Source organism: Neorhizobium sp. 05N33, assembly GCF_056397445.1.
On sequence record NZ_JBFTNK010000002.1, the window covers coordinates 433,196 to 454,820 of the forward strand.

General features: G+C 61.2%; 23 protein-coding genes and 1 tRNA gene. 12 read left to right on the forward strand and 12 right to left on the reverse strand.

Translation table 11 applies throughout. The features are described from left to right. Positions 1-45: 45 nt before the first annotated feature. The gene (locus tag AC1DLT_RS06425; protein ID WP_038539310.1) at positions 46-516 is read right to left on the reverse strand and encodes a nuclear transport factor 2 family protein; all 471 of its coding nucleotides are present in this window, start codon (positions 514-516) and stop codon (positions 46-48) included. After that, positions 513-1,145, reverse strand: a complete 633-nt coding sequence (locus AC1DLT_RS06430) for a pyridoxamine 5'-phosphate oxidase family protein (RefSeq protein WP_038539306.1) — start codon at positions 1,143-1,145, stop codon at positions 513-515. The genes AC1DLT_RS06425 and AC1DLT_RS06430 overlap by 4 nt, the downstream gene beginning before the upstream one ends. 120 nt (positions 1,146-1,265) lie before the next feature. On the opposite strand from AC1DLT_RS06430, the gene AC1DLT_RS06435 reads away from it, so the two are divergent. Next, positions 1,266-2,183 carry a LysR family transcriptional regulator gene (locus AC1DLT_RS06435; protein ID WP_477486235.1) on the forward strand — a complete coding sequence of 306 codons (918 nt, stop codon included), beginning with the start codon at positions 1,266-1,268 and terminating at the stop codon, positions 2,181-2,183. A 125-nt stretch (positions 2,184-2,308) separates the two neighbouring features. On the opposite strand, the gene AC1DLT_RS06440 is transcribed toward AC1DLT_RS06435, so the two are convergent. The 3 genes from AC1DLT_RS06440 to AC1DLT_RS06450 form a co-directional block, all read right to left on the reverse strand. Further along, positions 2,309-2,385 (reverse strand) — tRNA-Arg (locus tag AC1DLT_RS06440). A 138-nt stretch (positions 2,386-2,523) separates the two neighbouring features. Beyond that, positions 2,524-3,954: a sensor histidine kinase gene (locus AC1DLT_RS06445; protein ID WP_244447546.1), complete on the reverse strand. Its 1,431-nt coding sequence runs from the start codon at positions 3,952-3,954 to the stop codon at positions 2,524-2,526. A gap of 239 nt (positions 3,955-4,193) precedes the next feature. Beyond that, on the reverse strand, positions 4,194-6,218 hold the full coding sequence (locus AC1DLT_RS06450) for a methyl-accepting chemotaxis protein (protein WP_477486236.1): 2,025 nt from the start codon (positions 6,216-6,218) through the stop codon (positions 4,194-4,196). Between the two features lie 489 nt (positions 6,219-6,707). Here AC1DLT_RS06450 and rpmH point away from each other — a divergent pair, with 489 nt between their 5' ends. The 4 genes from rpmH to yihA all read left to right on the forward strand — a co-directional run bounded on the left by rpmH (position 6,708) and on the right by yihA (position 9,868). Then, positions 6,708-6,842 carry a 50S ribosomal protein L34 gene (gene rpmH, locus AC1DLT_RS06455; RefSeq protein ID WP_080719113.1) on the forward strand — a complete coding sequence of 45 codons (135 nt, stop codon included), beginning with the start codon at positions 6,708-6,710 and terminating at the stop codon, positions 6,840-6,842. Positions 6,843-6,870: 28 nt separating this feature from the next. Further along, positions 6,871-7,263 carry a ribonuclease P protein component gene (rnpA, locus tag AC1DLT_RS06460; RefSeq protein WP_038539293.1) on the forward strand — a complete coding sequence of 131 codons (393 nt, stop codon included), beginning with the start codon at positions 6,871-6,873 and terminating at the stop codon, positions 7,261-7,263. Further along, entirely contained in the window at positions 7,263-9,068 is a 1,806-nt protein-coding gene (yidC, locus tag AC1DLT_RS06465) for a membrane protein insertase YidC (RefSeq protein WP_038539288.1), read from the forward strand. Before rnpA ends, yidC begins: the two co-directional genes overlap by 1 nt. 152 nt (positions 9,069-9,220) lie before the next feature. Next, a complete protein-coding gene (gene yihA, locus AC1DLT_RS06470) occupies positions 9,221-9,868 on the forward strand; it encodes a ribosome biogenesis GTP-binding protein YihA/YsxC (RefSeq protein ID WP_477486237.1) in 648 nt (215 codons plus the stop codon). 85 nt (positions 9,869-9,953) lie between these two features. On the opposite strand, the gene AC1DLT_RS06475 is transcribed toward yihA, so the two are convergent. Next, the gene (locus tag AC1DLT_RS06475) at positions 9,954-10,511 is read right to left on the reverse strand and encodes a fasciclin domain-containing protein (RefSeq protein ID WP_247034407.1); all 558 of its coding nucleotides are present in this window, start codon (positions 10,509-10,511) and stop codon (positions 9,954-9,956) included. 352 nt (positions 10,512-10,863) lie between these two features. On the opposite strand from AC1DLT_RS06475, the gene argB reads away from it, so the two are divergent. Further along, the gene (gene argB / locus AC1DLT_RS06480) at positions 10,864-11,751 is read left to right on the forward strand and encodes an acetylglutamate kinase (protein WP_477486238.1); all 888 of its coding nucleotides are present in this window, start codon (positions 10,864-10,866) and stop codon (positions 11,749-11,751) included. Positions 11,752-11,770: 19 nt separating this feature from the next. Here argB and AC1DLT_RS06485 read toward each other — a convergent pair whose 3' ends face one another. After that, positions 11,771-12,544: an isocitrate lyase/PEP mutase family protein gene (locus AC1DLT_RS06485; protein ID WP_477486239.1), complete on the reverse strand. Its 774-nt coding sequence runs from the start codon at positions 12,542-12,544 to the stop codon at positions 11,771-11,773. 72 nt (positions 12,545-12,616) lie between these two features. Further along, positions 12,617-13,519 carry a DMT family transporter gene (locus AC1DLT_RS06490; RefSeq protein WP_038539272.1) on the reverse strand — a complete coding sequence of 301 codons (903 nt, stop codon included), beginning with the start codon at positions 13,517-13,519 and terminating at the stop codon, positions 12,617-12,619. A gap of 105 nt (positions 13,520-13,624) precedes the next feature. Between AC1DLT_RS06490 and AC1DLT_RS06495 the strand changes: the two genes are divergently transcribed. Continuing rightward, the gene (locus AC1DLT_RS06495) at positions 13,625-14,338 is read left to right on the forward strand and encodes a pyrimidine 5'-nucleotidase (RefSeq protein WP_038548615.1); all 714 of its coding nucleotides are present in this window, start codon (positions 13,625-13,627) and stop codon (positions 14,336-14,338) included. Between the two features lie 109 nt (positions 14,339-14,447). After that, positions 14,448-15,104 (forward strand): EF-hand domain-containing protein, encoded by a 657-nt coding sequence (locus AC1DLT_RS06500; RefSeq protein ID WP_038539266.1) that lies wholly within the window; start codon positions 14,448-14,450, stop codon positions 15,102-15,104. Positions 15,105-15,205: 101 nt separating this feature from the next. Here AC1DLT_RS06500 and AC1DLT_RS06505 read toward each other — a convergent pair whose 3' ends face one another. After that, entirely contained in the window at positions 15,206-15,514 is a 309-nt protein-coding gene (locus AC1DLT_RS06505; protein WP_038539260.1) for a hypothetical protein, read from the reverse strand. Positions 15,515-15,571: 57 nt separating this feature from the next. Then, the gene (locus AC1DLT_RS06510; protein WP_038539257.1) at positions 15,572-16,432 is read right to left on the reverse strand and encodes an LOG family protein; all 861 of its coding nucleotides are present in this window, start codon (positions 16,430-16,432) and stop codon (positions 15,572-15,574) included. A 136-nt stretch (positions 16,433-16,568) separates the two neighbouring features. Between AC1DLT_RS06510 and dapD the strand changes: the two genes are divergently transcribed. Genes dapD through AC1DLT_RS06530 form a run of 4 tightly spaced genes read left to right on the forward strand, consistent with a single transcriptional unit; the run spans position 16,569 to position 19,863 of the window. Continuing rightward, entirely contained in the window at positions 16,569-17,423 is an 855-nt protein-coding gene (gene dapD, locus AC1DLT_RS06515; protein ID WP_038539254.1) for a 2,3,4,5-tetrahydropyridine-2,6-dicarboxylate N-succinyltransferase, read from the forward strand. Between the two features lie 9 nt (positions 17,424-17,432). Further along, a complete protein-coding gene (dapE, locus tag AC1DLT_RS06520) occupies positions 17,433-18,629 on the forward strand; it encodes a succinyl-diaminopimelate desuccinylase (RefSeq protein WP_477486240.1) in 1,197 nt (398 codons plus the stop codon). Then, positions 18,613-19,233, forward strand: a complete 621-nt coding sequence (locus tag AC1DLT_RS06525; RefSeq protein ID WP_477483959.1) for a hypothetical protein — start codon at positions 18,613-18,615, stop codon at positions 19,231-19,233. Before dapE ends, AC1DLT_RS06525 begins: the two co-directional genes overlap by 17 nt. A 33-nt stretch (positions 19,234-19,266) precedes the next feature. Next, a complete protein-coding gene (locus tag AC1DLT_RS06530) occupies positions 19,267-19,863 on the forward strand; it encodes a hypothetical protein (protein WP_477486241.1) in 597 nt (198 codons plus the stop codon). A gap of 13 nt (positions 19,864-19,876) precedes the next feature. Here AC1DLT_RS06530 and truA read toward each other — a convergent pair whose 3' ends face one another. Both truA and fmt read right to left on the reverse strand, forming a co-directional pair. After that, the gene (truA, locus tag AC1DLT_RS06535) at positions 19,877-20,641 is read right to left on the reverse strand and encodes a tRNA pseudouridine(38-40) synthase TruA (RefSeq protein WP_477486242.1); all 765 of its coding nucleotides are present in this window, start codon (positions 20,639-20,641) and stop codon (positions 19,877-19,879) included. Then, positions 20,641-21,576: a methionyl-tRNA formyltransferase gene (gene fmt / locus AC1DLT_RS06540; RefSeq protein WP_477486243.1), complete on the reverse strand. Its 936-nt coding sequence runs from the start codon at positions 21,574-21,576 to the stop codon at positions 20,641-20,643. Before fmt ends, truA begins: the two co-directional genes overlap by 1 nt. Positions 21,577-21,625 lie beyond the last annotated feature (49 nt).

The following is a 21,625-nucleotide window of genomic DNA, read 5'->3' on the forward strand; positions in this document are numbered from 1 at the left end:
GCCAAATTGAACGCGTGTGGATTTCCTACCAATGCCCCTTACAGATCAAAAGCCAAGATCGCTAAGGCTGGGGTGCTCGTCCGGCCGCCGGCCGAGGGGCCAGTGATAGCGGCGGTCGCTCTCGCGGATGGGTGTGTCGTTGATGGAGGCGAAGCGCCGGCGCATCAGGCCGTTTTCGTCAAACTCCCAGTTCTCGTTGCCGTAGGAGCGAAACCAGTTTCCGCTATCATCGTGCCACTCGTAGGCGAAGCGCACGGCTATGCGGTTCTCGCCGAAGCTCCACAGCTCCTTGATGAGCCGGTAGTCCAGCTCTCGTTGCCATTTGCGCGTGAGGAAACCGACGATCGCTTCACGCCCCTGGACGAATTCGGCGCGGTTGCGCCAAAAGCTATCGACGGTATAGGCGAGCGCCACGCGGGCCGGGTCGCGGCTGTTCCAGCCGTCTTCCGCAAGCCGGACTTTTTCGACAGCCGTTTCCAGTGTGAACGGCGGCAGTGGAGGACGTTGATCGCTCATTGGGTATCTCCAGGGGTGGCAAGGCGAGCCCGCAGCTCGGCATTTTCGGATTCGAGCTGAGCAAGACGTTCCCTCAAGGGACGAACCGCTTCGTTGACTTCTCCCTCGGTGAAGCGAGGCGTGATGTGTTGCGGACAGTTCCAGTCGAAGCTCTCGAGCCGCAGCCGGAAGATGCGCTCGATCTTGGCGCGGTAATTCGGGTCGGTGACCAGCATAGTCAGTTCAGGATCCGCGTCGAGCGCCACCTCTTCGACATGTGCGTAGATCTTCAGCCGGGCGCGATGCGCGTAGTCCATCAGGAAGAGGCTGACCCGGTCGTTCGCTGCCACATTGCCGGTGCTGATGTACTGGCGATTGCCGCGGTAATCGGCAAAAGCCAATGTGCGGTCATCGACCACCTTCAGGAAACCGCTCGGACCGCCCCGATGCTGGACATAGGGCCAGCCGGTTTCCGAAACCGACGCCATATAGAAGCTGTCGCGGGCAGCGATAAAGGCCGCTTCGTTTTCCGTCAGTCGATCGAAGTCGCGATCGCCGTTGAAGTTCTGCCAGATGTGGTCGACACCCATCGTTTTCTGTGCGGCCCGGACGCTGGGCGTTATAGCGATATCCAGAAAGCCATAGGACATGATGGACCTCCTTCAGGTCGGGAGCCGCGATCGGCGGGTTGGCGGAGACAATGCCTCTTTTCACAATTCTGCAGAATAGAGTAAGATTGGAACTCATCTTACCAAGAAATGGAAAAGCGGATGGATCGCTTCGAAGCCATGTCAATGCTGCTGGAGGTGGTGGACAAGGGTAGCCTGTCTGCCGCGGGCCGGGCGCTCCGGGTTCCCGTGCCGACGCTCAGCCGGAAGATCTCCGAGCTTGAGGCATCGCTTGGTGCGCGCCTGCTGATCCGCACGACCCGCAAACTAACCCTGACCGACGCAGGCGCCACCTATGTGACCGCGGCGAGGCGTATTCTCGAACAGGTTGAGGATGCCGAACGCGAGGCAGCCGGCGAGTTCACTGCACCGAAGGGTGAACTGGTCGTCACGGCGCCGGTCATGTTCGGCCGGCTGCATGTGCTGCCCATCGTCATCGACTTCCTGGCACTGTTCCCCGAGATCAACATCCGCCTGCTGCTCGCCGATCGCAACATTCATCTTGTCGACGACCATGTCGATATGGCCGTCCGGATCGGGCAGCTGCCGGACAGCGCGATGGTCGCGACGCGGATCGGATCGATGCGGATGGTCACCTGCGCCAGCCCGGCCCTGCTGGCGGTCGATGGCATTCCGCAGACACCCGAGGACCTTCGACGGATGCCGTGGGTGACGTTCGAAGGGCCAATCCCATCGCCGATTCGGCACATGTTATCGACGGGATCAAGCACGACCGCTGAGATGATCGCTGCACCCCGCCTTTCGGTCTCGACTGCCGAGGCCGCCGCGGAAGCCGCGATGCGTAATGTCGGGGTGACGCGGCTGCTCCATTACCAGGTGGAAGACGCGATCAAAGCCGGAGCGCTCCGGATCATCCTGGAATCATTCGAGCCGGAGCCGGCCCCCATCCATCTCATCCACGCCGCGCGCGGCCAGATGCCGCTCAAGATGCGCAGCTTCCTGGATTTCGCGACACCGAGGCTGCGCCAGGCACTCGGCAGGATCAGCTCGGCCACTTGAGGCATTGCATGACTGCGATCGAAAGCCGCGAAACATGGTCGCCGGTTCAATACTTTGAGGAAGATTGTCCTTTCGGACCGCTAGACCATGAAGGGACGCCTATAGCGTCGTCTAGCGGAAAAATATGGCGCACCCGGAGCGATTCGAACGCCCGACCCCCAGATTCGTAGTCTGGTGCTCTATCCAGCTGAGCTACGGGTGCGTCTGCAAGCAGTGCGTGACCGCTTGCGTGGCGATCCTCTAAAACGTCCGCATTCCGATTGCAAGCGATTTTACCGCGGGCAACATCATTTTGCTGTCACTTCTCGCTCAAACCGTTGAGAAGCAACATTTATTTGCATCAGGCCCGAGCCCGGTAGTCCTCCAGCGACACCGGACGATCGGGAATTTCTATCCTGAACTGCGTGCCGGGGCCGGGTTTCTCCACAAGCGCGATGGTGCCGCCGTGGGCGAGAACAAGCTCGCGGGCGATCACCAGGCCAAGCCCGGTGCCGCCCGACCGCGCCGAGCCGCGGAACGCGGAAAACAGGTTTTCGCGAGCCTTTCGGGGCATGCCGGGGCCCGTGTCGTCAATGGTAATGCTGACAACGCTGCCGACGCGATGCGCGGAGACCGTTACCCGGCGAACCATGGACGCATCCTGCGGATCGAAATTCACCAGCGCCTGGACAGCGTTCCGGCAAAGATTATGGATGACGCGGAAAATCTGCTCGCTATCGCAATCCACTTCCAGATCAGCGGCGATCTGGTCCAGGAACTCGATGCCTATTTCCGGATCGATCGCCAGCATGTCGCGCACGTCTTGCGCCAGCGCGGCAAAGCGGATGCGGCGGCGGCGGGGTGCTGCTTCGGAGGCCTGCCCATAGGCCAGGACTTCGCTCGTATAACCTACAGCCCGGTCTATGGTGCGCAGCAGTTTCGGTGCGAAACTCCTGACCATCGGATCGTCGACGTCCGTCAGGCGGTCCGACATCAGCTGCGCCGATGCCAGGATGTTGCGCATATCATGGTTGATCTTCGACACGGCGAGGCCAAGATCGGCCAGGTTCTTCTGCTGTTTCAGGATGCGCTGCAATTGCGCCTGCATGGCAGTGAGGTGGCGGCCTGCGACGGCAAGTTCGCCCCGGGAGCGATCGGCGCTAAAGACGCGGGCGGGATCGTCCGGCTGTTCCGAGAAAAGCTGCATGCTATGGGTGAGCCGCCGGATCGGCATGATCATCATGCGGTTGATGGCAAGGAAGATCAGCACCGCGGTGATCAGGGAGATCAATAGCGACAGCAGAAACATTGTCTTCGAATATTTCAGCATGTCCTTGCGCAGGGCGTCATCGGTCATGACCAGTTCGATGATCATGTCGCTGTCGCCGATCGGGCCATAGACGCGCATGACCCGGCGACCGCCGAAGACGAGCGTGTCGACAGCATCGCACATTGCCGAGACCAACGGGGTGTTGGCGAGATCGAACACCTGATCGATCTGGGGCTGCGTGTCCGTGGCAGCCAGCAGCCGCGAGGTGCCGTCCTTGCGCAGCGCGATCACCTTGGTGCCGGTGGCAAGCAGCGTATCGTCCTGCACGGCGCGGGGGAGTTCAGCGGGCTGCAATCCGTCGATGACGATGCCGGCGGCGGCGGCGGTATCCAGACGATCACGCAGCCAGTTCATCCGCATGGTCGCGACGGAGGGGATGAAGATCAGCACTTCGGCCATCATCACGAAAATGACGGTGAGCCATAAAAGCCTGCCGGAAAGGCCGCGGAAAAGACGCGGCATGGTTTCCGGGCCTGCGCCTTCCGGCGAGGACCCCGAGCGCCCCGAGGTATGAACCTCGTCGTCCATGCGGATCTCCATTTCCGAAATACTGGACCCGCCGGATCGAAGCGGGCACAGGGATGATCAGCCATTCTAGAGCTTCAGCGGTTTTTTACCAGTCCCTTTGCCGCAGTGCAAAAGAGAAAGCGGAGAGGGTTGCCCATCTCCGCTTCCTTATTCGATCGATATGCGAAACTGGATCAGAATTCTTCCCAATCCCCGGCAACGGCTGCCGTTGCGGTAGCCGTTCCGCCGAAAGCGCGGGAGAGTGCGCCAGTCATCGCTTTCACCGGTGAGACGCGCGGCCGATGAACGGCAGCCGCCGCGGGCCGCGGGGCCCTGACCGGTTCGGCGACGCGCTCGCTCTCCTGGCCGATGTCGAAATTGGAGACCAGCGCAAACAGGCTATCGGCCTCGGAGGAGAGGGTCTGGGTCGCGGCCGACGTCTCCTCGACCATGGCGGCATTCTGCTGGGTCACCTGGTCCATCTGGTTGACGGCCGTACTGACCTCGCCGAGCCCCGTCGCCTGCTCGCGGGAGGCGACGGCGATCGAGTGGATATGGTCATTGATGCTCAAAACGCGGGTTTCGATTTCCGACAGCGCCTCGCCGGTCTTTTGGACCAGCATCACGCCTCCGGCAACTTCCTCGCCGGATTTGCTGATCAGCGCCTTGATGTCCTTTGCGGCACTTGCCGAGCGCTGGGCGAGTTCGCGGACTTCCTGCGCGACGACGGCAAAACCCTTGCCGGCTTCGCCTGCACGGGCCGCCTCGACGCCGGCGTTCAGAGCCAGAAGATTGGTCTGGAAGGCGATCTCGTCGATGACGTTGGTGATCTGCGCGATCTCGCGGGAGGCCTGCTCGATCCGACCCATAGCATCGACGGCGCTGCGCACCACCTCGCCCGACTGGACTGCGCTCTGCTTGGCCTCGCCGACCATGACGGTTGCCTCGTGTGCCCGCTCGGTCGAACTCTTGACGACGGCGGTGATCTGCGCGAGCGCGGCTGAAGTTTCCTCCAGCGCGGCGGCCTGCTGTTCGGTGCGGCGAGACAGATCGTTGGTCGCCCGGCTGAGCTCGGCGGCGCTCCCGTTGATGGAGCCGGTGGCGGTGCGGACATTGCGCATCGTGCCGCGCAGCGTATCCATGGTGCCGTTGACATTGTGCTGCAACTCGGCAAATGCACCCTTGAACGTACCCCGCATGCTGTCGGTGAGGTCGCCGTCGGCAAGGCTTTTAACGACGCGCCGGGTTTCGGACACTCCGGCATCGACGCTCTCGACGAGCATGTCGACGTCACGGGCGAAGCGGTCGAGGCTCTCCTCGCCCCATTGCTTGTCGATACGGCGGGTGAAATCTCCCTCCGCGGCGGCCGCGACGACGGCCGCCATGCGGGTCTGCAGATCGTCGCTCTTGCCGCGCATGGTCGCTTCGGACGCATTCATGCGCGCGACCTCGATGCCGTTCTTGCGGAAGATCTCGATCGCGGCGGCCATATCGCCAATCTCGTCGGCGCGATCCGCCCCGCCAACGACCGTATCGAATTCGCCGGCAGCGATGTGTTTCATGGACCGGGTCAGATCGGTGATCGGATGGCTGAGCTGGCGGCGGCCCAGGTAAAGGCCGAAACCGGCACCGGCGGCTACGCCTGCCAGGGTAACCGCGGAGACGAGTATGAAAAGGGTCTGCGTGAAGTCGTTGAGCTCTTCATTTACAGCGGCGAGAACGGCTTTGTCGGTAGCGACGATCGCATCGATCTCGACCTGATAGGCTTTGCGGTTATTTCGGTTGGCATCGTTATTACCCTGCTCGTTGGCCGCAGCCGGGCTCACCTCCCGGCCAAGGCGGGCCGTCTCGGTCCGAAAGCCGGTGAACTCCTTGGAACGGGCGAGCAGTTTGTCGAATGCGGCACGTTCATCGGCAGGGACGATCTTGTCCCAATCTCTGAGAAGCTTGCCCATCTCATCCAGGTAACCGAGGATGCCGTCGCCGAATTTTCCGCCCTCCTTGATGTCCTTCGACATGTAGACGCCTCGGGAGTCCATCACGACGGCCGTGACGAGCCGGTTAAGGTGCTCGCCCTTGTGCGCGCGGTCTGCGGCCAGTTCATATTGAACCATCATCTGGCGATATTCCGCCATGGCAAACAGCGCCATGCCGCCAATAAAGCAGGCCACGAGGCTCATCAGACCGACGAGGAGGTTGATTTTCCCTCGAATTTTCATTTCTTTCCCTTCCAACGCGACTTATCGTGTGAGGAAGGGCTGGTTCGTGACCAGCTTCTCTTCCATTCAATGCTAAAATTAGCCTTTAGAAATTAAAGAAACGCTTAGAGAAAAAGGTATCTGCGCAGCCTTGGCGGGCACGATTTCTCCCGCCGCGCTCATAGGTTGAGGTATTTGACGTTTGATAGGGAAGATGCCTCACATCTTATATTTCTTACCCCTCAATTCATGGGGGAAATATTAGTGCAGCCGCACTGCAATGTCGCAGCGGGGCGCTTTGATAGAAGATCAACCGGCTCTCGGCTTACGAGCAAAAAAGCCCGGCAGCGATTGACTTTTCCGGCGGAGTCCTCTTATAAGCCGCCCACGTTCAGCTCCGGCGGGCTTGCACGCATGCGGCCGCCTGCGCAGATCGTTTTTCCGAAGCGCTCTTGCCGTCGTGATGACGGCAAACTCCAAGAAGGGCCGCACACCGCGGTATTAAAATAAATGAAGCGTACCTATCAACCGTCCAAGCTTGTTCGCAAGCGCCGCCACGGATTCCGCACCCGTATGGCCACCAAAGGTGGTCGTCTGGTTCTCTCCGCACGTCGCGCCCGTGGCCGCAAGCGTCTCTCGGCCTAAGGCCTGAGATGCCCGAGACGACCGGGCGATGACGACTGAGACAAAGAACGAGAAAACTGTCGGGCGGCTTAAAAGCCGGCCGCAGTTCCTTGCTGTCCGGGAAGGCGAAGCCCGCCGGGGCCGGAACTTCCTTCTGGAAGTCCTTGATCGGAACCAGCCGGACGAAGCGCCGCGCGTCGGTTTCACCGTTACCAAGAAACATGGCAACGCGGTCGAACGCAACCGCATGCGCCGCCGCCTCCGCGAGGTGGTGAGGCAATCTGCCGGATTTGCAATGAAGAACGGACACGACTATGTGATTGTCGCGCGGCGGGAGGTGCTTAAGGCCCCCTTTGCGGATATGACGGCTCAGCTTATCGAGCGTATCGAAAGCAAGCCGAGACCAAAGCGGTCCGAGGAGACCCGTTCCAGGAAAGCATGATGGAAAAGAACCGCAATTACTTCATCGCGATCGCGCTCTCGGTGCTGATCGTTCTTGCCTGGCAGTTCCTCTATATGAACCCGAGGATGGAAGCCCAGCGGCGCGCCGAAGAAGCCAGCCGTGCGCTTCAGGGCGAGAGCGCCCAGCCTGTTTCGCCGGAAAGCCCCGGCGCTCAGAGTGGTTCCGGCGTACTGGGGAACCTGCCTGGTGCGAACCCGGCAACTGCCGCACTCTCCCGCGATCAGGCGCTGGCCCGGTCGCAACGCGTCCAGATCGAGACGCCTGCTCTGATCGGCTCCATCAACCTGACCGGCGCCCGCTTCGACGACCTCAAGCTGCGTGAATATCGCGAAACCGTCGACGAAAAGAGCCCGATCATTACGCTGTTCTCGCCATCCGACACGACGGATGGCTATTTCACTGAAGTCGGCTACATCCCGAATGAAACGATCGGCACGGCTCCCGGTACCGGCACGCAGTGGACGCTCGCAAGCGGCGGCAAGCTGACCCAGCAGACGCCGGTGACGCTGACCTTCACCAACGAGAAGGGCGTCACCTTCACGCGCACCGTCTCGGTCGACGACCATTACATGCTGACTGTTGCCGACAAGATCGACAACAAGACCGCTGCCCCGGTGACGCTGACGCCTTATGGCCGCGTCATCCGCAACAACAAGCCGGCCACGCCTGCCGTCTGGGTTATCCACGAAGGCTTCATCGGCGTAATGGGCGAGAGCGGCAGCCTCAACGAGCATACCTACGCCAATATCGAAAAAGAGCAGTACACCAACGAGAAGGCCAAGACCGGCTGGCTCGGGATCACCGACAAGTACTGGGCTGCCACCATCGTGCCGCCGCAGACGCTGCCTTATGTGGCGCGCTTCTCGCATTTCACCGGCGGTCAGGCGAGCTACCAGGCTGACTACAAGGGCGATGACCTGACGGTTCAGCCGGGCCAGTCGACCGAGATCAAGAACCTCGTCTTCGCCGGCGCCAAGGAAGTGCCGCTTGTCTCGCGCTACGAGACGGAATTCGGCGTTCCGCAGTTCAACCGCCTGATAGACTGGGGATGGTTCTACTTCATCACCAAGCCGATGTTCCAACTGATGGACTTTTTCTTCCGTCACGTGGGCAATTTCGGGGTGGCGATCCTGCTCACCACCATAGTCGTCAAGACGCTGTTCTTCCCGCTGGCTAGCAAGCAATACGCTTCGATGGCCAACATGAAGCGCATGCAGCCGAAGATGGAAGAGCTGAAAGCCAAGTTCGGCGACGACCGAATGGCCCTGCAACAGGCGACGATGGCGCTTTACAAGGAAGAAAAGATCAATCCGATCGCCGGCTGTTGGCCGGTCGTCCTGCAGATTCCGATCTTCTTTTCGCTCTACAAGGTCATCTATGTCACCATCGAAATGCGGCACGCGCCGTTCTTCGGGTGGATCCAGGACCTGTCCGCCCCCGACCCGACCTCGCTTTTCAATCTCTTCGGCCTGCTGCCCTACGACGTGCCGCATGCCTTGATGATCGGCGTATGGCCGCTGGTCATGGGCGTTACCATGTTCCTGCAGATGCGCATGAACCCGACGCCGCCGGATCCGACCCAGGCGATGATCTTCACCTGGATGCCGCTGGTGTTCACCTTCATGCTGTCGTCCTTCCCGGCCGGCCTCGTCATCTACTGGGCCTGGAACAACACTCTGTCGGTGACGCAGCAGGCAATCATCATGAAGCGCCACGGTGCGAAGGTAGAGTTGTTCGACAATCTGAAGGGCCTCTTCCGACGAAAACCGGCGCCGACAAAATAGCGCCTGCCGATAAACGAATGAGAACCCCGGCTCGTCCGGGGTTTTTCTTTTAGGGAAAGGGCTGAAAAGCCCGAAAGCTTGACATTGCCGGCCAAAACCTTGAAGCCGTGCCCTTCGACAAAACAGGACGACCAGAACCGATGCCCGCAGACATGAGCACGGACGACAAACCGCTATTCGGCCGCCCCTGGATCTTCATCCGCGGCGTACCCTCGATGAAATTCCTGCCCCCGGAAGGCCCGCTGGAAGTCGCCTTTGCCGGCCGCTCGAACGTCGGCAAGTCGTCGCTGATCAATGCGCTCGTCGGCCAGAAGGCTTTGGCGCGCACTTCCAATACGCCCGGCCGGACCCAGGAGCTCAACTATTTCGTGCCGGATGGCTATTCGGGCGCAGGTACCGACCTGCCGCCGATGGCACTGGTCGATATGCCGGGTTACGGCTACGCGAAGGCCCCGAAAGAGAATGTGGACGCCTGGACCAAGCTCGTCTTCGACTATCTGCGCGGCCGCGCAACGCTGAAGCGCGTCTATCTGCTGATCGACAGCCGCCACGGCATCAAAAAGAACGACGACGAAGTCCTGGACCTCCTCGACAAGGCCGCCGTCTCCTACCAGATCGTGCTGACCAAGACGGACAAGATCAAGGAACCAGCCGTGGTGAAGCTGCTGGCCGAGACGCAGGAAAAGATCCGCAAGCATCCCGCCGCCTTCCCGTTCGTGCTCTCCACCTCCTCCGAAAAGGGCAAGGGGATAGACGAACTGCGCCAGGCGATTGCCGAAACCGTCGGCCGCCCGGTCTGACGCTGTTCTTGAAACGGCAGATCCGGCCACCCCGAGAAGAGGCAGCCGGATCTTGACGTAAGAGCCTCAAACGCGTGACCGGCTTTTACATTTTCGGGAGCAGGACCTTGTCGACCACATGGATGACGCCGTTCGACTGCTTGACGTCGGCGATCGTCACATGGGCCACGCCGCCCATCTCGTCGGTGAGCGTGATCTTGCCCATGTTTTCCTTGGCCTTCAGAATGCAGCCACCGACGGTCTTGACGTCATGGGTGCCCTTGTCGTCCTTGATCATCTTTTCGATGGCCGTGGACATGGCGTCCGCCGCAACCACGTGGCAGGTCAGCACCTTGGTAAGCTGAGCTTTGTTCTCCGGCTTCAGCAGTGTTTCGACCGTGCCCTTCGGCAGAGCGGCGAAGGCTTCGTTGGTGGGCGCAAAGACCGTGAACGGGCCCTTGCCCTGGAGCGTCTCGACCAGACCGGCAGCCTTGACGGCAGCGACGAGCGTCGTGTGGTCCTTGGAGTTCACGGCGTTTTCGACGATGTTCTTGCCTTCATACATCGCCGCGCCGCCGACTTTGGGATTGGCGGCGAAGGCGGTGACTGTGGCGGCGGACAGAACGGTCGCGATGGCGAGCGTGCGGAGTGCGGTCTTCAACATGATGGCTTCCTCTCAACGAATCTTGTTGCCCCGGCGCGGATGCGCGCCTCCCAAGGCCTGGCGTCCCGACATCGGCGGAGACATCACAAGAGACGGAAGCCGGAGAGGAAGAGTTTCAGCGGCAATGAGAAAGCCGGAAAATAAACATCAAGCCTTTGTTTCTATTTGTCTATATTTGTCGTAGCGCCCGCAATCCGCTTGACCACCATGCCCCTGATCGGCGTTCGTGCCGGCATGCGGCGCTCCATTTGGCCTGCACCGCTCCGTCGATTGCGCGATAATCTCCGGACTTATTATTTCCTCTGTCAAAAACATGCGCTAAAAGGCCCCACTCAATATTCAGGGGTATCCCATGACGGCTTCCGAAAGCGAACTTCAGGCAAAGCTTCTGGCACAGGCGCTGCCCTATATGCAGCGTTACGAAAACAAGACGATCGTCGTGAAATACGGCGGCCATGCCATGGGTGACACGGAGCTCGGCAAGGCTTTCGCGGCGGATATCGCGCTTCTCAAGCAGTCCGGCGTCAACCCGATCGTCGTGCATGGCGGGGGTCCTCAGATCGGTGCGATGCTGACGAAGATGGGCATCGAATCCAAGTTCGAAGCCGGCCTGCGCGTCACCGACCAGAAGACGGTCGAGATCGTCGAAATGGTTCTCGCCGGCTCGATCAACAAGGAAATCGTCGCGCTGATCAACCAGACCGGCGAATGGGCGATCGGCCTTTGCGGCAAGGACGGCAACATGGTCTTCGCCGAAAAGGCCAAGAAGACCGTCATCGATCCGGACAGCAATATCGAGCGGGTTCTCGACCTCGGCTTCGTCGGCGAGGTGGTGGAAGTTGACCGCACGCTGCTCGACCTGCTCGCCAAGTCGGAAATGATCCCGGTCATCGCCCCGGTTGCTCCGGGCCGCGACGGCGCCACCTACAACATCAATGCCGACACGTTCGCGGGCGCCATCGCCGGCGCACTCAGCGCCACCCGCCTGCTCTTCCTCACCGACGTTCCGGGTGTCCTCGACAAGGACAAGCAGCTGATCAAGGAACTGACGGTCGCCCAGGCCCTGGCCCTCATCAAGGACGGCACGATCTCCGGCGGCATGATTCCGAAGGTCGAGACCTGCATCGAGGCGATCAAGGCCGGCGTGCAGGGCGTCGTCATCCTGAACGGCAAGACGGCCCACTCGGTGCTGCTCGAAATCTTCACCGAGCACGGCGCCGGTACGCTGATCGTTCCCTGATCGCCGATGCCTCCGATGTTCAGCCGGCGGCGGTGAAAACCGCCGCGGCGTCTTCCTTCAGCTTTGCCATCATCGCGCGATACGGCCCCGGCCCGTAGCTGACCCGGGCCACCCCGAGTTCACCGAGGCGTTTCGGCGACGGAACGCCGCTGAACATCATGATGTTGACCGGAAGTGGCGAGGCTTTGCATAAAGTCTCGATCAACCCCTCATCGGCCAGTCCCGGGGCGAAGAACCCGTTGCCCCCAGCCTCGGCATAGGCTCTGGCGCGTTCGATCGCTTGATCGAGAAGTGCTGCATGCTTCGTCCGGTCGCCTTCCTGAAGGAAAAGATCGGTCCGGGTGTTAATGAAGAACGGCATATCGCGCGTGTCTGCCAGGGTCCGGATGGCACGGATGCGATCGGCCTGCTGCTCCACGGGATAGATACCGCTGCCGCCGACGACCTGATCCTCGAAATTGATGCCGATCGCACCCGCGTCGATGACCCTGGCGACATTTGCCGCCAGTTCGGCCGGATCTTCCGCATAACCGCCCTCAAAATCCACCGACAACGGCAGGTCGACGGCCGCGGTGATCGATTTCGCCGTGGCGAGCAATGCATCGAGCGGCAGGTTCTCGCCGTCGGCATAGCCTTGCGCTGCGGCAACCGACCAGCTTCCGGTGCCGAGCGCCTTCGCCCCAGCCTCCGCAACCGCCTTGGCGGTGCCGGCATCCCAGATGTTGTAGATGATGACCGGATTGCCCTTCCGGTGAAGCGCTGCGAACGCGGCTGCCTTGTCTTTCTCCAGCATGAATGATCCTCCCATTGATCGGAATACCCTAACCGGTTTCGGTGACGGATGCCGCCGCAAATCGGGCGTCGATCAGGAAAAGAGCAACCCGAGGATGCCGCCGACGATCAAGAGGCAGCCAAACACCTCCATGCGGTTCACCCGTTCATGGAAAAGGAAATAGGACGCCATGAAGGTGAAGACGAGCTCGATCTGCCCGAGCGCGCGGACATAGGCCACCTGCTGCAGGGTCATGGCGGTGAACCAGCCGGCCGAGCCGACGACGCCTGCCAGGCCGACGAGAGAGGATGAACGCCACGAGAGAACGACCTGGACGATCTCACGCTTGTCCTTCCAGAACATCCAGACCAGCATGAAGGCGGTCTGGAAAGTCGTGACACAGGCGAGCGTCACCGCGGCCTCCATGACCGGACCGGGACCGCCGAGCGACAGCGACGCGCTGCGGTAGGAGACGGCCGAAATACCGAAGACCGCGCCGGACGCGATGCCGATCAAGGCGGTGCGGCTGGTCATGGCGACTATCATGTTGCGCCAGGACAGCGGCATGCGCGCCATCGAGATCGTCATTACGCCGATAACGCCGACGATGATTGCGGCAACCGAGCCCGGCGTCAGCTTTTCGCCGAGCAGAATGAAGCCGAATATGGCAGCCTGCACCGGCTCGGTCTTGGAATAGGCCGTTCCGACCGCAAAATTCCGCAGCGAGAAGAGATGCACCAGCATCATGGTCGCAAAGATCTGTGCCAGCCCGCCGATCACCGCCCATAAGGCGAAGGTCCAGTTCAGTGTCGGGAACGGGTAACCGGCGACATGGTGAAGGCACAGGACATAGAGGATCGCGATCGGAAAACCGTAGCCGAAGCGCACAAAGCTCGCTCCGCGCGTGCCAAGCGAGCCTTGGAGATGCTTCTGCAGGGCAGAGCGCAGGTTCTGCAGGAAGGCGGCGGCGATGGTGATGGGGATCCAGAGTTCCATATGCGGGCGGTATCACGCGTTCCGGCAGATCGCCAAGGCCGGCTCTGGCCGAAAGCGTACGTCTTTTTCGTTTTCTTTGCCGCCGTGCCGGTGCATAAAGCGGCCATGGAAAAAAAGCCGCAGACCTTGCCCGATCCCGCCGATTTCACCCATGTCCGCGACTGGGTGTTCGATCTCGACAACACGCTTTATCCGCATCACATCAATCTGTTCGCGCAGATCGACAAGAACATGACCGCCTATGTGCAGGAATTGCTGCAGTTGGAGCCGGCGGAAGCGAAAGCGCTGCAGAAGCGCTATTACCATGAACACGGCACAACGCTGCAGGGCCTGATGCTGAACCACGGCATAGATCCGGACGGGTTTCTCGAACAGGCGCACGCGATCGACTATTCGGCGCTGTTGCCGCATCCGGAACTTGGCGAGGCGATCAAGGCCCTTCCCGGCCGCAAGTTCATCTTCACCAATGGTAGCGTGCCGCATGCGGAAGCGGCGGCGCGGGCGCTCGGCATTCTCGATAATTTCGACGACATATTCGACATCGTCGCGGCCGACTACGTACCGAAACCGGCAGGCGCGACTTACGACAAATTCGCGAGCATGCACCGGGTCGATACAAAAAGTGCTGCGATGTTCGAGGATCTGCCGCGCAATCTGCAGGTGCCGAAGGCGCTCGGCATGCGCACCATCCTTCTGGTGCCGCGCAATCTGGATGCGGTGCTGATGGAACGTTGGGAGAAGCTTACCGATGAGGACGATCACATCGACTATGTGACCGACGACCTGACGGGTTTCCTCACCGGTCTCAACATCCGCTAACGTTTTATCGCCATTACAGAAAGTTCATCCACATTACGGATGTTTAAGTGGTTTTGACCGCGGCGGTCTCTATCTTCAGGCTATCGAAACAACCTGAAGGACCACCACAATGACCGCAAGAAAGATCGTTCTGGCGACCCTCGGAGCAGCGCTGATCGCCGGCGCAGCCATCCCGGCCTTTGCAGCCCCAGGGCGTGATGGTCCTGGCCGCCATGACGGCCCTGGCCGCGCCATGATGCAGGATGTGATGTTCGTCCGCCTGCTGAAGAACGCCGATGCCGACAAGGATGGCAAAATCTCCAAGGACGAGATGACTGCCTTCCAGGACAAGCTCTTTGCGGCAATCGACGCCAACAAGGACGGCTCTTTGACGCGCGGCGAGATGATCGACTATCGCCAGGCGAAGATGGAAGAGTTCCGCAAGAACAACCAGCCGGAAGTCGCCAACACCGCGGACAAGAAGGACGACCAGTCCAACGGTGACATGGCCGATCGGCGTGGCGACCATCGCCGCGACCGCGATCATTCCGCCTGGAACCGCGACGGCCAGGGCCGCCATGGCTGGAGCCGCGAGGACGCCCGCTGGGAACGCCCGCATGGCCGCCAGATGATGGGCCAAGGCATGTTCCGCATGGTCGATGAAGACAAGGATGGCAAGATCACCAAGGCGGAAGCTTCTGCCGCATCCGACAAGCTGTTCGCCCGCATGGACACCAACAAGGATGGAACCATTTCCATCGACGACCTGCCGGACCGCCCCCTCTAGTTCTCCGCCCCCTTGGAACTAGTTCCGACAGTCGTCCAAAGGACCCGCCCCTTCCCCAAGGGGCGGGTTCTTTTATTTCTCCGATCAGATAAAGCCCGCAATCAGGAAGGTCTGTGCTCGACTGCGGTCACTCGGTCCGCGACCTCCTCCACCTTGTCCTCGATGCGGACAAGCGACTGCTCGATCGTCGACTGCATGTGGGACAAAGCTCCGCCAAGTTCGATTTTGATAGAGAGCTCGAGATCATCCCGAACTTCCGCCTGACGTCGTTCCAGGCGCTTTGAAAATTCATAAGTCTGGATCGCCAGGGTCCTGATTTCAGAAACCTCCTTGCGAAGGGCGCGAACCTCGTCATTTGTCCGCTGCCCAAGCTTGGCCAGAAAATTCAGATCTACGACTTCATCGCTCATCGGTACCATCCTCTAGCGACAATCTAGTCGCGAACTTCGCGACTTTCAATCAAGCCTTCAATGCTCGTAGAAATCCGAGATGATCTTCCACGCCTCTTCCGCGGTCTCCACGAAACTGATGAGGTTGAGGTCGTCCGGAGCGATCGTCCCGAATTCCGCCAGCGCGCCAAAATTGATGATGCCGCGCCAGAAGGCTTCGCTGAACAGGATGAGCGGCATGCGTTCCATGCGCTTGGTCTGGATGAGGGTCAGCGCCTCGAACATTTCGTCCAGCGTGCCGAACCCGCCGGGGAAAACGACGACTGCCTTCGCCCGCATCATGAAATGCATCTTGCGGATGGCGAAATAGTGGAAGTTGAAGCTGAGTTCCGGCGTCACGTAGCGGTTCGGGGCCTGCTCGTGGGGCAGCATGATGTTGAGGCCGATGCTCGGCGCGCCGGCATCAGCCGCACCACGGTTGCCGGCCTCCATGACGCCCGGCCCGCCACCGGTCACCACCACATATTCCTGATGATTGTAGCTTGCAGAATGCCTGCCGCAGAGGGCGGCGAACTTGCGCGCCTCCTCGTAGTAGACCGAGGCCGCTTCGAGGTTCTGGCGCTGCGTATCGTTGCGGGCGGCCCAGGCGCTCTGGCCGGGCGCCGGGATGCGCGCGCCGCCGAACAGCACCACGGTCGATTTGATGCCGCGCTCGGCGAGCGCCATTTCCGTCTTCATCAGCTCGAGCTGGAGACGGACGGGGCGAAGCTCCTCGCGGCTGAGAAACTCGTCATCCGCATAGGCGAGGCGATAAGAGTGCGATTCCGTCTGCGGCGTCCTCGGCTGGACTGCGGCGTCGTTTTTGTCCGCCTTGTTGTCCTTCAGCGGATCCCAGGCCCCGTCCTTGCGTCGCGGGCCATCCTTCTTCGCCTTTGCCATTCGCATGATCCTTCCGGCGTCAAATGCATTGACGCCAATTCACATTGACGCTTGAGTGGCGGTCGCTTAGATCAAAAGACACCAAATGGCCACCTCTCCCACCATCACGATACAGAGTGACGTTTAAGGATTTCCCATGAGCAGCCCCGACTTCTCTTCCCTCGAAAAGACCATCGAGACCGCCTTCGACAACCGCGACGGCGTGACGGTTTCGACCAAAGGGGAAATCCGCGATGCGGTCGAGGAAGCGCTCAACCTGCTCGACAGCGGTCAGGCGCGGGTCGCAAGCCGCGGCGAAGGCGGAACCTGGACCGTGCACCAATGGCTGAAGAAGGCCGTTCTGCTGTCCTTCCGCCTCAACGACATGGAAGTGGTCAAGAACGGCCCCGGTGCCTCCACCTGGTGGGACAAGGTGCCTTCCAAATTCGAGAACTGGGGTGAAAACCAGTTCCGCGCTGCCGGTTTCCGCGCCGTGCCGAACGCTGTCGTGCGGCGCTCGGCCCATATCGCCAAGAACGTCGTCCTGATGCCATCCTTCGTCAACCTCGGCGCCTATGTCGATGAAGGCACGATGGTCGACACCTGGGCGACTGTCGGCTCCTGCGCCCAGATCGGCAAGCACGTGCATCTTTCCGGCGGCGTCGGCATCGGCGGTGTGCTGGAGCCGATGCAGGCCGGCCCGACCATCATCGAGGACAATTGTTTCATCGGCGCCCGTTCGGAAGTGGTCGAAGGCTGCATCGTCCGCCAGGGCTCAGTGCTCGGAATGGGCGTGTTCATCGGCAAGTCGACCAAGATCGTCGATCGTGCCACCGGCGAGATCAGCTATGGCGAAGTGCCGCCCTACTCTGTCGTCGTCGCCGGCACGATGCCGGGCAAGCCGTTCCCGAACGGAGACATGGGACCGGGCCTTTATTGTGCCGTGATCGTCAAGCGCGTCGACGAGCAGACCCGTTCCAAGACCGCCATCAACGAACTGCTGCGGGACTGATCCGATCAAATGTCTGCTGCCGATCCCATCACCAATCTCCAGACTCTGATCCGCTGCCCCTCGGTGACGCCTGCCGAGGGCGGCGCGCTTGCGGCGCTCGAGGCGATGCTGCTTCCGCTCGGATTCAAGGTCGAGCGGATGGTGGCGACGGAACCCGGCATGCCGGACATCGAGAACCTCTATGCCCGGCTCGGCACCGACGCCCCGCATCTGATGTTTGCCGGCCACACGGACGTAGTGCCGCCGGGAGACGAGACGTCTTGGAGTAAGCCGCCTTTTGCCGCCGAGATCGTCGGCGGCGAGCTGTTCGGCCGCGGCGCGGTGGACATGAAGGGTGGCATCGCCTGTTTCGTCGCAGCGGTCGCCCGCCATATCGATCTGCATGGCGCGCCAAGAGGCTCGATCTCCTTCCTGATCACCGGCGACGAGGAAGGCCCGGCCGTCAACGGCACCGAGAAGCTGCTGAAATGGGCGGCCGAGAGGGGCGAGACCTGGGATGCCTGCCTGGTCGGCGAGCCGACCAATCCGGATGCGCTCGGCGACATGATCAAGATCGGCCGGCGTGGTTCGGTCTCCGGCAAGGTCACCGTCTTCGGCGTCCAGGGCCATGCGGCCTACCCGCACCTTGCCGACAATCCGGTACGCGGCCTGCTGCCGCTCGCCTCAGTGCTGATGAATCCGCCCTTCGACGGCGGCACGGCGGAATTCCCTGCCTCCAATCTGGAAGTGACCTCCGTCGATGTGGGCAATCCGGCGACCAACGTCATTCCGGCCAAGGCGGCGTTCGCCTTCAACATCCGCTTCAACGACACCTGGACCGCCGATACGGTCAAAGCCGAGATCGTCAGGCGGCTCGACGCAGCAGCGATTGGTAGCCCGCTGCGCCCGGAGCGCGATCCGGCGCGCTACGACATCACCTGGGCAGAACGCCCGAGCCACGTGTTCCTGACCCGCAACAATGCCCTGATCGCTTCGCTATCGGGTGCCGTCGAAAACGTGACCGGCAAGGTGCCGAAACTTTCGACGACAGGCGGCACCTCGGATGCCCGGTTCATCAAGGATTATTGCCCGGTCGTCGAATTCGGCCTTGTCGGGCAGACCATGCATATGATCGATGAGCGCGTAGCCCTTGCCGATCTGGAGACGCTCACCCAAATCTATGGGACCTTCATCTCCCGCTGGTTCGATAATGCCCTCCTATCATGAAGTCAGGCTCTACCTCGGCGGTCTCTGGCTGCTGATCAGGGGCGATGCGCGCGGTCTGCGACCGTTCGACATTTCGGACCAGGGCGTATTGCGTTCGTTCTGGGCGGCGGGCTGGTGCGCGCCGGCATTGATTGTCGGCTGGATCGTTCAGCGGATGGAATACCTTCGTCATTTCCCTCAACGCGAGGACTATTCCTTCATCTTTTTCCTGAAGATGCTGGTCCTCGAAGCGGCCCAATGGGTCGTGCCGGCCGCGGCGCTCATCGCCCTCGGCTTCATTCTGCGCTTCATGCCGCTCGTGCCGATCCTGATCGTGGTGCGCAACTGGTTTGCCGTCCCGCTCGCCTATGCGATCCATGCGGTTTATTCGCCCATCGCTTTCCTATCTGCCCAGCAAGGTGGCGCCATGGGGCTTGCCGGTTACGCTTCGATAATTCTGGCGGCAACCATTCTGATCGCCGCGCTTTTCCTCGCCTGGTGCGTTCTAAGAACAGTCATGGGTGGCCCGGTGATGATCCGCATTGCCACCCTGGGACTTGTGCTCCTGACCGACATGTTTGTTGCGCGCGAACTGGAGAATATCATGGGGGTTTCGTTAACCTGATGCGTGATTTCGCCGTTTTGCGAGGAGGCCGCCTTGCCCTCCTATGCTGAAGTCAGACTTTATCTGAGCGGTCTCTGGCTGCTGATCCGCGGCGATGCGCAGGGTTTCCGCCTGCTCGACATTTCCGATCGCGGCATGATGCGCTCGTTCTGGGCGTTCGTCTGGTGCCTGCCGGGCGCGTTCATCTCGTGGCTGTGGTGGCGCGACTATCTGCTTGAGGGCATGCCGTCCGGCGCCCGGATCGGCGGGATTTTCTTCGTTCGCATGGCAATGCTGGAAATCTTCAACTGGCTGGTGCCGCTGATCCTTGCCGGCATACTCTGCTCACTGCTCGGCATCGCCCGAAAGTTTCCGGCGGTCGTCGTCACCGTCAACTGGCTCTCGGTTCCCTTCGCCTATCTCTACGGCCTGCTGAGCCTGCGTTTCCTGTTGCCGTCGAGACTCGATACCGCCCTGGCGCTGGTCCATTTCGCGCTGCTGCTCGTGATGATCATCGCGATATCGCGGGTGATGCGGATGATCTGCGGGCCGCAGCCGCTGATGATCACCACGCTGGTGCTGGTGCTGATCGTGCCGAGCATGATCCTGACCGAAGCGCTGCAGCGCTTCCTCGGCATCTATCCGCTCTGACGAAGCCAGCGCTTCAGGGCTCTACGGGGTCGCCTGGATAATCGACCCGCATGAAATAAAGTCCCTCCGGCGGTGCCACCGGCCCGCAGGCCTTGCGGTCCCGGGCGTCCAGTGCTGCGCGGACATCCGCCGGCGTCATGCGGCCTTCGCCGGCCAGTTTCAGTGTGCCGGCGAGCGACCGTATCTGATTGTGCAGGAAACTCTGTGCCGTCGCGCGGATTTCGATCAGGTCGCCGCTACGCGTGACATCCAGTATGTCCAGCGTGCGGACGGGATTTTTCGCCTGACAATGAACCGAACGAAAGGTCGTGAAATCGTGCTTTCCGACCAGCGTCTGGGCGGCAGCATGCATGACTTCATGATCCAGATCCTTGGTGACCCACCAGGCACGCTTGGCATCCAGCGCCAATGGGCCAGCCCGTGAAATGATACGGTAGAGGTAATATCGCCGGACGGCCGAAAAGCGAGCGTCGAACGTATCATCGACAACCTGCACGCCGACGATGGCGACTTTCTCCCTGGCCATGCCGAGATAGGCATTCAGCGCGTCGCGCAGCCGGTGTGGCTGCCACGACCGCGTGAGATCGACATGCACCACCTGCCCGCGCGCATGAACGCCGGAATCGGTGCGTCCGGCGCCCTTGACCACCACGCTCTCCTTGGTCAAGGACAGGATGGCAGTTTCAAGTGCCGACTGTACCGAATGCCCGTTCTTCTGCTTCTGCCAGCCGACATAGGGCGTGCCGTCATATTCGACGATCATGCGGAATCGCGGCATCAGGAGAGCCTCGTGCCAGGCCCCAGCGGCATCCCGCGCAGGAACTCCGCCGCGGCCAGGGGCTTGCCCCCGGCCTTCTGCAATCTGAGGAGATTCACCGTGCCCGCGCCGCAGGCAAGGGTCAGTGCGCCGTCCAGAACCGTTCCGGGCTCACCCTGCCCCTCGCCGACTTCCGAGAGGAGAACCTTTACGCGCTCCGGCTTGCCGTTGATCTCCGCCTCGAACCATGCGCCCGGAAACGGCGACAGACCGCGGATGTGGTTATGCACATCACGTGCGGTCTTCAAAAAATCGATGTGCGTCTCGCCCTTGTCGATCTTGGCGGCATAAAGCGCGCCTTCCGGCGATTGCGGCGTCAGCGGCAGGTCGTCGGCTTCGAGTTTCCCCATCGCCTCGACCATCGCACGGGCTCCGACCAGCATCAGCTTGTCGTGCAGCTCGCCCGCCGTCATGTTCTCGCCGATTTCCACTTCCCTCGTCAGCGCGACGGGGCCGGTATCGAGGCCCTTTTCCATCTGCGTGACCATCATGCCGGTCTTCTTGTCACCCGCCATGATCGCCCGCTGGATCGGCGCGGCACCGCGCCAGCGCGGCAGGAGCGAAGCGTGGCCGTTGTAACAACCGAGCTGTGTGCCCGTCAGGATCGCTTCCGGCAGAAGAAGGCCGTAGGCGACGACGACGGCAACATCCGCCTCGAGCCCGCGGAATTTCTCGCGCTCATCGGGATCCTTGAAATTCGCCGGCGTAAAAACGGGAATGCCCAGCAGTTCGGCGGCCTGATGGACCGGCGACTTCACCAGATCGAGCCCGCGGCGGCCGCCCGGGCGCGGCGGCTGGGTATAAACGGCGACGATCTCATGGCCCGCATGTTTCAGGCTCTGCAGCGTCGGCACGGAAAATTCCGGCGTTCCCATGAAGATGATGCGAAGAGACATGGTCGTTCCGCGTCTCAAGAGACCGCGCCTTCTTAACTCGGATCGCCCG